This is a genomic window from Actinotignum schaalii, from assembly GCF_028864145.1.
Classification (GTDB): Bacteria; Actinomycetota; Actinomycetes; order Actinomycetales; family Actinomycetaceae; genus Actinotignum; species Actinotignum schaalii_B.
This window is the reverse complement of record NZ_JARBHJ010000016.1, coordinates 38,021-46,927: the sequence shown is the minus strand read 5'-3', so window position 1 is coordinate 46,927 and position 8,907 is coordinate 38,021. Positions and strand designations below refer to the sequence as shown.

General features: G+C 57.7%; 11 protein-coding genes. 4 read left to right on the top strand and 7 right to left on the bottom strand.

Translation table 11 applies throughout. From position 1 onward, the window contains the following. Positions 1-251 precede the first annotated feature (251 nt). Both PWJ82_RS04815 and PWJ82_RS04810 read left to right on the top strand, forming a co-directional pair. Positions 252-569 (top strand): hypothetical protein, encoded by a 318-nt coding sequence (locus tag PWJ82_RS04815; protein ID WP_274735549.1) that lies wholly within the window; start codon positions 252-254, stop codon positions 567-569. Further along, positions 553-1,197 (top strand): ABC transporter ATP-binding protein, encoded by a 645-nt coding sequence (locus tag PWJ82_RS04810; RefSeq protein ID WP_274734295.1) that lies wholly within the window; start codon positions 553-555, stop codon positions 1,195-1,197. The genes PWJ82_RS04815 and PWJ82_RS04810 overlap by 17 nt, the downstream gene beginning before the upstream one ends. A 54-nt stretch (positions 1,198-1,251) precedes the next feature. Here PWJ82_RS04810 and PWJ82_RS04805 read toward each other — a convergent pair whose 3' ends face one another. The 3 genes from PWJ82_RS04805 to PWJ82_RS04795 all read right to left on the bottom strand — a co-directional run bounded on the left by PWJ82_RS04805 (position 1,252) and on the right by PWJ82_RS04795 (position 3,531). Further along, positions 1,252-1,458: a hypothetical protein gene (locus tag PWJ82_RS04805; RefSeq protein ID WP_274734297.1), complete on the bottom strand. Its 207-nt coding sequence runs from the start codon at positions 1,456-1,458 to the stop codon at positions 1,252-1,254. Positions 1,459-1,677: 219 nt separating this feature from the next. Beyond that, positions 1,678-2,340, bottom strand: a complete 663-nt coding sequence (locus PWJ82_RS04800; protein WP_274734299.1) for a response regulator transcription factor — start codon at positions 2,338-2,340, stop codon at positions 1,678-1,680. Positions 2,341-2,343: 3 nt separating this feature from the next. Then, positions 2,344-3,531 (bottom strand): sensor histidine kinase, encoded by a 1,188-nt coding sequence (locus tag PWJ82_RS04795; RefSeq protein ID WP_274734301.1) that lies wholly within the window; start codon positions 3,529-3,531, stop codon positions 2,344-2,346. 364 nt (positions 3,532-3,895) lie between these two features. On the opposite strand from PWJ82_RS04795, the gene PWJ82_RS04790 reads away from it, so the two are divergent. Together PWJ82_RS04790 and PWJ82_RS04785 are read left to right on the top strand one after the other, a co-directional pair. Further along, positions 3,896-4,489, top strand: a complete 594-nt coding sequence (locus PWJ82_RS04790) for a hypothetical protein (protein ID WP_274734303.1) — start codon at positions 3,896-3,898, stop codon at positions 4,487-4,489. Positions 4,490-4,502: 13 nt separating this feature from the next. Further along, positions 4,503-4,739 carry a hypothetical protein gene (locus PWJ82_RS04785; protein ID WP_274734305.1) on the top strand — a complete coding sequence of 79 codons (237 nt, stop codon included), beginning with the start codon at positions 4,503-4,505 and terminating at the stop codon, positions 4,737-4,739. Between the two features lies 1 nt (position 4,740). On the opposite strand, the gene PWJ82_RS04780 is transcribed toward PWJ82_RS04785, so the two are convergent. The 4 genes from PWJ82_RS04780 to PWJ82_RS04765 all read right to left on the bottom strand — a co-directional run bounded on the left by PWJ82_RS04780 (position 4,741) and on the right by PWJ82_RS04765 (position 8,763). Then, on the bottom strand, positions 4,741-5,622 hold the full coding sequence (locus PWJ82_RS04780) for a patatin-like phospholipase family protein (protein ID WP_274735548.1): 882 nt from the start codon (positions 5,620-5,622) through the stop codon (positions 4,741-4,743). Between the two features lie 72 nt (positions 5,623-5,694). Continuing rightward, on the bottom strand, positions 5,695-7,047 hold the full coding sequence (locus PWJ82_RS04775) for a DUF4921 family protein (RefSeq protein ID WP_274734307.1): 1,353 nt from the start codon (positions 7,045-7,047) through the stop codon (positions 5,695-5,697). Positions 7,048-7,149: 102 nt separating this feature from the next. Beyond that, positions 7,150-7,659 carry a general stress protein gene (locus PWJ82_RS04770; RefSeq protein WP_274734308.1) on the bottom strand — a complete coding sequence of 170 codons (510 nt, stop codon included), beginning with the start codon at positions 7,657-7,659 and terminating at the stop codon, positions 7,150-7,152. 171 nt (positions 7,660-7,830) lie between these two features. Next, positions 7,831-8,763: an ROK family glucokinase gene (locus PWJ82_RS04765; RefSeq protein ID WP_274734309.1), complete on the bottom strand. Its 933-nt coding sequence runs from the start codon at positions 8,761-8,763 to the stop codon at positions 7,831-7,833. Positions 8,764-8,907: the final 144 nt, after the last annotated feature.

The following is an 8,907-nucleotide window of genomic DNA, read 5'->3' as shown; positions in this document are numbered from 1 at the left end:
GCTGGGATTACCGCCAGGCCAAGCCTCTCCAGCTACCAGATGAAGCCCGCAAGGCTCCCGCTGGCAGCGGTAGTTTCTAATCCTGGGCGCGGCCGGCCGCGGGTGTCAACCCCCCCCCCCCCGGGGGTTTTTTTTGGGTGTTTTTTTTTTTTTTTATATGGACGGGGGCGTTGTTTTGAGGGGGGGGGGGGGCCCCCGCCCCCCGGGGGGGGCGGGCCCCCCCCCCGACCCTGGGGGCCGGCCCGGGGCGGGTGTGGAGAAGTATTGACCTGCCGCTGGCTGCCCGCGCGCTCGCGGTGGCGGCGGGCTTCGGGCTGGCTATTTCGTTGGGGGAGTACGGCGCTACGTCTTTCCTAGCCACCAGTGATTCCACCACGCTCCCGGTGCTTATCGGCCAGCTCCTGGGTAGGCCCGGGGCGGAAAACTACGGGACCGCGATGGCCGGGGCGGTGGTGCTCGGTATGGTCACCGGAGGGTTGATGGTGCTGAGTGAGATGGCGGCGCCTGCCGGAACTGCGTCGTCGTTATTACCGCGGCAGAAAGGAAAACTACGTGTTAGAACTTCGTGACCTATCGGTGCGTTACCCGGACGGTTTCGAGGCGGTGCGCGGCGTGAATCTTACCGTGGATTCGGGCACCACTGTTGCGCTTCTGGGGGCTTCTGGCTCCGGGAAATCTTCGCTGCTGCGCGGCATTGCCGGGCTGGAAGCCGTATCCGGGCAGGTGCTGATTGACGGTGCCGATATGACGGCGGTTCCCACGCATCGGCGTGGGGTGGGTATGGTGTTCCAGGACGGGCAGCTCTTCCCGAATCGCAGCGTGGGTGGAAATATTGCCTACGGGATTGAGCGGGGCCGTTCGCGTGCCGAGGTGGCGGCGGAAGTGGAGCGCTGGCTTGAGCTGGTGGAACTGGGCGGTTATGCCAAGCGGGCGGTGACAACTCTTTCGGGCGGGCAAGCACAGCGAGTGGCCCTGGCACGTTCCCTAGCAGCGCGCCCGCGGGTGCTGCTCCTGGACGAACCGCTGTCCGCCCTCGATACTCGCCTGCGGGAGGACCTGGCGGTATTCCTGCGCCGGGTGCTGCAAAAGGCCGGGACGACGGCGGTGTACGTGACCCATAATGACGCCGAAGCAGCGACCGTTGCGGATCGGGTGGTGCGCATGGAGAGCGGGCGGCTGGTTGATATGTCGGGGTAGGTGGTGCTGGTATGCTGCGTTTGCCCGCTTAGCTAACCTCTCGGAACAGTACAGCTAGTCATCTTTTGCTTGACGAACACCCTTGATAATTCCGGGAAGCATGAAGGATAGGCGTAGCGCGACATATGTGGCAGCGAAGACCGCGAACCACATCAAGCCGTTATGCATATTCCAGCCCGGCTCTTTTGCCAGGAAAGCCACAAGCAAAGCGACCAATCCGGCGCAGATATCCGCTATGCGGGCTCTAGTCTTGTCAGTCATGAGCGGTTCCATATCTATTAGTTTCGGTCATGTACCCTCATCGGGTTGTGGGCTGCACCTTGAGAAAACGGGTGCGGCTCTGCGTTGAGAGGTGATACCAGTTAACCACGCAAGGATATTTCTGGACTACCGATAAGTGTCGGTATTATTACCGGGATTTTATAGGTGCGTGGATGGCGGCGCTTGAGGGTTGGCCTACCCGCACTGTTGATCCTTCCATCAACCTGTGATTCCAGCTTTGATAGCGGTGATCCCTAGTTCAGCACGCGTTGCGCACCCGGTGCGGTTGAGGATATCGGAAACATAGGAGCGCACGGTAGTTTCGGTTAGTCCGGTTCGCCGAGCAATATTCTTGTTCGCCAGAGCTTGGAGGAGCAATTGGAAAACGGGGCGCAAGTGATCCGGTAATTGCTCTACCGCAGCAACGAAATCTGCGTATTCCTCTTTGCTCTGCTGGACTTTCTCGTAGGAAGTGATCAGGATTTCGGTCGGACGGGGTGCCATAACCTGCTGCCCACTGTAGGCCTTGCGGATCAGTTGGGCGAGTTCCGGAGCGATGATGTCCTTAGTGAGAAAACCGCGTACGCCAGCGCCTATAGCTTCCCCGAGAGATTCTTCGTGTTCGAATACGGTGAGCATAACGATCACGATGTGAGGGGAATCGTGGCTAATTCGTTTAGCGGCTTCGATGCCGCTCATGACCGGCATATCCACGTCAAGAAGAGCAAGGTCCACGTTCTGGTGACTAAGTTGATCAATTGCTTGCGCGCCGTCAGCAGCGGTAGCGACTACAGTAACGCCCTCTTGCTCATTGAGTAGCCGTGCAAGGCCCTCGCGGATAATGGGGTCGTCATCGGCAAGTAAAATTCTAATGTTATCCATGCGCTACTCTTTCGGGATAGCGGTTTGCGTGCTCGCAGTTTCCAAAGGAACAGATGGGTGGGCGGGCAAAGTTATATAGGTTATCCACTGTTGATCTACCGCGCTGGATTGTATCGTTCCCCCTTCGGTTCTGATTCGGTTAGCCAGATTTGCCAAACCGTATCCACTGCTCATATGTGAAGTCTGCGGTTGTGAAGCGATCTGATTACTTAGGGAAAGTGCGAGCAGATTAGGTGCCGTTGTTACCTCTATAACGAGATTTGCTTCCGAGCCGGCGGGTGCGTATTTAAGAATATTGGAGGCGCACTCGCGAATTGCTAAAGCCGCTGTACGGCGCTGTTGCCGCGTCGTTAGGGTATCAATGTCGCCGGTGATATTGACTTCCAAAGTTATATCTCTGGTGCTCAACATATTGGATACTTGCGTGATTACCTCGGACAGCGGGGTTTCGGTTGCCGTTGTATCCATGGAGAGGATGAGCGGACGGATCCTCCTCGAAGCGCTTGTGGCAACCTTGACAAGCTTGTCTAATTCCTCGGATAGATCGGGATGCCGAATGGCAATATCCTGGGCAAGAATCGCAACATGAGCCAGGTCTTTTGCTGTGCTGTCGTGCAGTTGACGTGCTAACTCTTGTCGAGTTTGCCGCACGGCTTCAAAGGCTTCTTTCGTTCTTTCTTCTGCCAAAGCACGGCGATTGTTTTGCCAGAGCAGAACCAAGCCAACGGCCAAGGTGCCTATGTTGGTAATTAATGAGCTGAATACTTGTAGCCCAGGAGTCGGGCTTATAACGATAGACACAGTCGCCTCGACAATCATGGTGGCGATGACCGGAATGATCCAGGATCGTAGGAGCCATATGACGAGTAAAAGTGTTACGGCAAAACTAGGAGCGACGCCAACAGCATCATAAACGTTAAGCGTGATGTAACTTGCTATAAACAATGGTTCGCACACTCGGAAAAATCCCGCTAGTGCAAATAGTGTCCACAAGCAGATATTGGGCAAGAGATAACACATCTCGAAAGTGTAAAAGCCCAATATAGCAGTGATAATATCGATTGCCGCGAAGGCAACCGCACTGATAACGAATAGTGCCCGCCGTTCATTAGATGAGAGTGTATAACTAGGGGCAGGGGTGTGCAGTGTCACGAAGTAGGGCATCGTTTTACCGCGGCCGATACTTTTCACAACTATGCAGCTTCGGCATTGCCGCGCAGATCCTGGGAGGCGCGGCTTGGGGAATGTACCAGCTGTGGTCACCGGAAATTTTGTTAACGCTATAGTGCATTTCTCTTCCGGCACAGGCTGGGGTAGTAATTGGCATTGTAGTTGCGGGGAAGACTAACGCACATAGAGCTACCACGGCACTAAGAGTGGGCATGGAATTCCTTTCTTTTCGACTTCATCGATTTTTGAGTCGATGCTTCTGTTATTAAATTCTGGCTGATGAACGTCGGTATAGCTAACCGACATTCGTCGGTATCTCTAAACCGTCTGTAGTGACTAGCTTTAAAACGTTCATGATTCCGATCAAAGAGGAAGGACACATTTCATGAATACGCGTATTTTTGCGACAAAGGTAACGGTGTCGAGCGCATTGGCTATAGCTTTGGCTCTTGGCACTACCTCAATTGCGGTTGCGCAACCAAATGCAATGCACGGCGATTCTTCGGCTGTGCTTAGCGTTGACGAGTTGCAAGGGGTGGAAAGCGTTGACCTTGATGCGGAAGAGATTGACGCTGTGGCTGCGGATATTGAAACGCTGTTTTCTGTCTATTTATCGCAGAATAAAAGTGGAAAATGGTACATCACACAATCCGGCATGGAATCTGAGGTGCCACAATCTGATTTAGCGGTGATCGTTTCGATGCTGAATGGCGATACGCGCTTTGCTGGGAGCGCGGGAAACACTACCAGAAGTCTGAGTCCGTATGCCCAATGCATTATCGACGCGAGCGGTTTAGGCGCGTTAGGAGGGCTCTTCTCGGGCGCTATTGGGTCGCTCATCGAAAGGGGTCTATGGAAAGAAGCGGCAATCAAGATCGTGAAAATCGTGGGTAAAAACGCCATTAAAGGAGGTGTTGTAGGACTGGCTGCGATGTTGGCGGGTTCTGCTATTTGGTGCCTTACTCCGTGGTCTAAATAGGTAGGATAGCTCCATGAGGAAGCTTTTTTATAAGAAAGATTGGCTGCGGGTTTACGTGGTTACCCTGGTGTCCACCTGCCTGATGGCGGGCTTGTTCTTTATCTGGATGTACGTAAAGAACAAGGATCAGTTCTCGACCTTGATGGCGGACTATGGCTCGGACTTGATCGCGTATTGCCTCATGCTGGTTATCGTGCTTCCGCTGGTTTCCGCATTGCACGCAAAGCGGCGGCAAGATCAGCGCAAGTAGCCTACATCTCGAGGAAGCGCAGGATCGCGGGGAAGTCCTCGTTGATCTGGGCGGTGCCTGCCGTGAAGGAAGCTTCTAGCTTCGCCACATTGGTTTCCCGGTTGGAGACTAGCTGGTGGCGCGGGAAATAAAGGTAGGCCCGCCCCCGCGCTTCCAAATCAAAAAGATGGGCCCGGGTGGCGTTGTACTTCGCTGCGCGTTCCTCCAGCGCGGTAACGAGATGAGGGTATTTGCGGAAAGCCGCCCTGATCAGCGCAGTGGCCTTCCGGGAAGGCGCCGGGCGCACATAATCGCGCGGTTTCGTCATAATAACGACGGCGCGCTCGAAGCCAGCAGCCTCAGCGGCATCGATAGGTATACCCCCGGATGGCCCGAGGGCGCCGTCGGCATAAAGCTCACCGTCCAGTGATACGAAAGGCATAATGCCAGGCATCGTTGAGGATGCCTGCACCCGCACCAGCAGATCGTCAAGAACGTTAATATCGCTGCGGTGCCAGTGCACGGCTGCGCCGTCGCTCAAACGAAAAGCGCTGATATCAAAATCTCCAGGAGTGGACTGGAACGTAGCGAAATCGAAAGGGAGCGCTTCGCCGGGACGTGAGGTGTGACGGTAAATATAATCCGAGTTGAACGCGCCCTTGCCAGCCAGGAAGGTCCGCCAGTTGCCAATATTCGGATCCGCTCCGAACTCCACGAAAGAACGCCGCGCCCGTACCGGGTCACGGCTGAGGTAATTCGCCACGTGACTGGAACCCGCCGAAATGCCCGAAACGTGCGGAAACTCCAGCCCAGCCTCGATGAGTTTGATAACCACCGGAGCCGTGGCGCTCGCGCGCATACCACCGCCCTCAAAAACGAGGGCGGTCTCAGCAATCTGCGACATGGAGTTTCCTTTCTACGAGCCAGGCCGGAGTGGGTGCTGCCCTAGCTAGCCGCGGCCGGGCCGCGGCCCACGCTACCTGCCGCGCACTCCTAATTCTCCCATTCCGTAACGCAGCGAATTGACTTCGCAACTGCATTCGGTGGCGATATTGATCGTGGAGGCAATGGCGCCTTCAGCGCGCAGCTCCAGCAAGCGGGGAACCACCCGATCCCGCAATGACCACGGGTCAATGGTATTGACGTAGATCTTGGTGCCGCCTTCGAAACCGGCGAGCGTGGAGGTGCGCCACTTGAGGAGCACCCGCCACGGGGTCGCTACTTCCATATCCCGTGAAGGCGCGTACCATTCCTCATTCGTGGGAATATCAGGGCCGGTGGCCGCGTGCATAGCGTGCACCAGATCCGAAACGGCGCGTAATTCGTGGCGGGTGTGTTCGAAGGGCTGGGAGGCTTCCGAGCGTGACCATACTTCGAGAGTGGGGTAGCGATGCCCGAACCCGGCGTAGGCCACCGCGTACTTATTCTCCGCGATAACGAGATTGTGGTAACCGGCGTAATCCACCCCGTACTCATTGAAAATATTGGGGTTATCGCGCACCCGGTCCACTTCGTAGCGGTGATTGACGGTGCGTTCATCAATGGACACCAGCTGCTTATGCAGGTGCTCGAACGAGGCTCCGGCCGGTCGCAACCAATTCTGGAATACCTGCACGTATTTGACGTAGCGGTTTTGTTCGTACAGATCGCGCATGGCATCCGCAGTAAGTAGGAAGTACCAGTAGTGCTCAGCCGGGGTGAGGGTACCCGAGCCGGCCCGATTCGCGGTGGAATCCGAACCTGGTACATAGTGGTGGCGCCCGATAATGAGGTCATGCCCGCCCCCGTAGAAAGGCAGCGCGCTCAATAGGCGCTCCCGCTCCGGAAGCGCATTCCAGGCATCCTCATCCATGCCCGAAGCAATGGCCTTGTTATGAGCCACGGAGAGCACGTGGGCCCGCCCCGCCGCATCTGAGGTGTAGCGCTCAAAAGCATCCTGGCGGCGGGTGGTGAGTTCGTACTGGTAGTTGGTAGTCCAGTACTGGAAGGGAACAATCTCAAAAAGATTGGGAACCCGCCGGAAATCCCACGGATCCGCCAGAGAATCCACCGGGGCATCATAGGTGATCCGAGCTTCGCCCGTGGCGGGGTTACCGACGATGCGAGCCTTTTCCGGCGGTGTTTCCAGTACCCGATCCGCGCAGAAAGAACAGAAGTTTTCCGGGTGGTCCGCGCTCAACGGTTCCGCGATGGGAACTTCCGCCTTGAGGGGGCGGTTGGCGCGGCCTGGCTGGGTCCACACTTCGGTGCCGGAAAACGGGTTGATCTGTTTGATGGTCCCGTCTGGAAGCCGGGTAATAGGCGGGCGGATTTCGTGGCGTACAACCATAAGTTTCCCTCACGTTCGGCAGCAGAGCCACCCACCATAGTAGTGGGTAGCTCCGCTGGGAGCACGGTAAAGCCGAATGTCGCGGCCGTAGCGGGCGCTTGTTTAGCTCAGCGAATACCCGGCCTGCGCCAAGGTTGCGTAGGCTTCGTTGACGAAAGCCCGCCGCACCTGCACTTCATAAGAATTGGCGGTGGTGGCCCGCACCGAAGCGAAATCACGCCGCCCGCCGGTGAAACCGTGCGAGAGCGCGCCCATAATGGCCCCGAGCACCGCGCCGCAGGCGAGCCCGAAGAGGAGGACCTGCCAGAGCACCACGGCCGGCGCGAAAAGAATAAAGAAGAAGGAGAAGAAGAGACCCCAGGAAGCCCCGCCCGCCGCACCGTATAGCGCGGCTTTCCCGGTGGTGAGGCGCCCGGTCACCTGCTCCACGCTTTCCAGATTCACGCCGACGATACGCACATTTTCCACCGGGAACCCGGCATCCGAGAGCGTATCCACCAGGCGTTCGGCCCGCCGATAATCAGAAACTTCCGTAATGGTGCGGTAATCCGCGGCACTTTGTTCAGCGGCGCGCGCGGTGGCGGACGCGCCAGTAGTTATGTTTTCACTCATAGGCTCATCCTAAAGCTGGCCTATGACAGAAAAACCGCCGTCGAAACGAAAATCAGCTGCGCGCCGGAAATACTCGCTACCGGTGGAAACCGGTGCTGTTATTCCGGCGCGCAGTCTGGTTGGTGTTAGTGTGCGCGTGCGCGCAGCTCACACGGCTGCGACTCAGCGACTTTATTCGATGGTGGACAGGTCAGCGGCGCCGATAATCCCGGCGTCGTTCCCGAGCCGCGCCAGGCGAATCTCCGGCAACGTCCGGTATTTCGCCACGGGGAGAACTTCGGGGAATTCGCGTACCAGCGGATCGAGTACGAGCGAACCGGCCTCGCTCACCCCGCCGGCAATTACGAAGATTTCCGGATCGAAAATGGTTGCCATATCCGCCAAGCCGATGGCATTCCAATGCGCGAGCTCATTGAAAACATCGAGGGCCATTTCATCGCCTTCCTGAGCGGCCGCGGTCACGGCCGGGCCGGTCACTCGCCCTTCACCCAGTTCCAGGATGCGGGCGGCCCCGCTGGGGTAATTCGCGGCCCGTTCGGTGGCGAAACGCACCAGCGCGCTGCCCGAGCCCATCACTTCCCAGCAGCCGCGCGATCCGCACCCGCACAGCGGCCCGTTGGGAACCATGTGGATGTGCCCGATTTCCGCGCCGAAACCGAAAGCTCCGCGCAGCAGATTCCCGTTCATAATGACGCCGCCGCCCAGCCCGGTGCCGAGCGTGACCACAACGGCGGATTCCGCATCCGCGGCCGCACCGAAACGGTATTCGGCCCAGGCCGCCGCGTTGGCGTCATTTTCAACGACGACGGGCATGCCGGTGAGCTCAGCGATACGCGAACCGAGCCGTCCGTTCTGCAGGGGGACATTCGTGCCGTAAATCAACGTATCGCGATCCGCGGCGATATAGCCGGCCTGCCCGATTCCCACGGTGGTAGCACCCGAGGATTTGAGGTCGTTGACGCAGACGGCGATGGTTGCGATAAAGGCCTCGGAATCCTGGCGCGGAGTGGGGCGCCGGACCCGCTGCAAAATTTCACCTTGTTCATTGACGACGCCGGCGGCCACCTTCGTGCCGCCAACATCCACACCGATGCTCAGAGTCATGGTGCAAGTCTACCTGGCGTAGCCCGCCGGATTCCGGGATGGCGCAGCGGCGTCGTCGTGCCGAAAAAAGAGTGCGCACGGGCGTGACGCAGCTCGCGAAAAAAGAGCGGGAATAAAAACCGGCACCCCAAGGTTGAGTTTGGT

Coding starts and splice junctions, on each gene's coding strand:
- PWJ82_RS04805 (WP_274734297.1), bottom strand. CDS start 1,458: ATGACTGACAAGACTAGAGCCCGCATAGCGGATATCTGCGCCGGATTG.
- PWJ82_RS04800 (WP_274734299.1), bottom strand. CDS start 2,340: ATGGATAACATTAGAATTTTACTTGCCGATGACGACCCCATTATCCGC.
- PWJ82_RS04790 (WP_274734303.1), top strand. CDS start 3,896: ATGAATACGCGTATTTTTGCGACAAAGGTAACGGTGTCGAGCGCATTG.
- PWJ82_RS04785 (WP_274734305.1), top strand. CDS start 4,503: ATGAGGAAGCTTTTTTATAAGAAAGATTGGCTGCGGGTTTACGTGGTT.
- PWJ82_RS04780 (WP_274735548.1), bottom strand. CDS start 5,622: ATGTCGCAGATTGCTGAGACCGCCCTCGTTTTTGAGGGCGGTGGTATG.
- PWJ82_RS04775 (WP_274734307.1), bottom strand. CDS start 7,047: ATGGTTGTACGCCACGAAATCCGCCCGCCTATTACCCGGCTTCCAGAC.
- PWJ82_RS04770 (WP_274734308.1), bottom strand. CDS start 7,659: ATGAGTGAAAACATAACTACTGGCGCGTCCGCCACCGCGCGCGCCGCT.
- PWJ82_RS04765 (WP_274734309.1), bottom strand. CDS start 8,763: ATGACTCTGAGCATCGGTGTGGATGTTGGCGGCACGAAGGTGGCCGCC.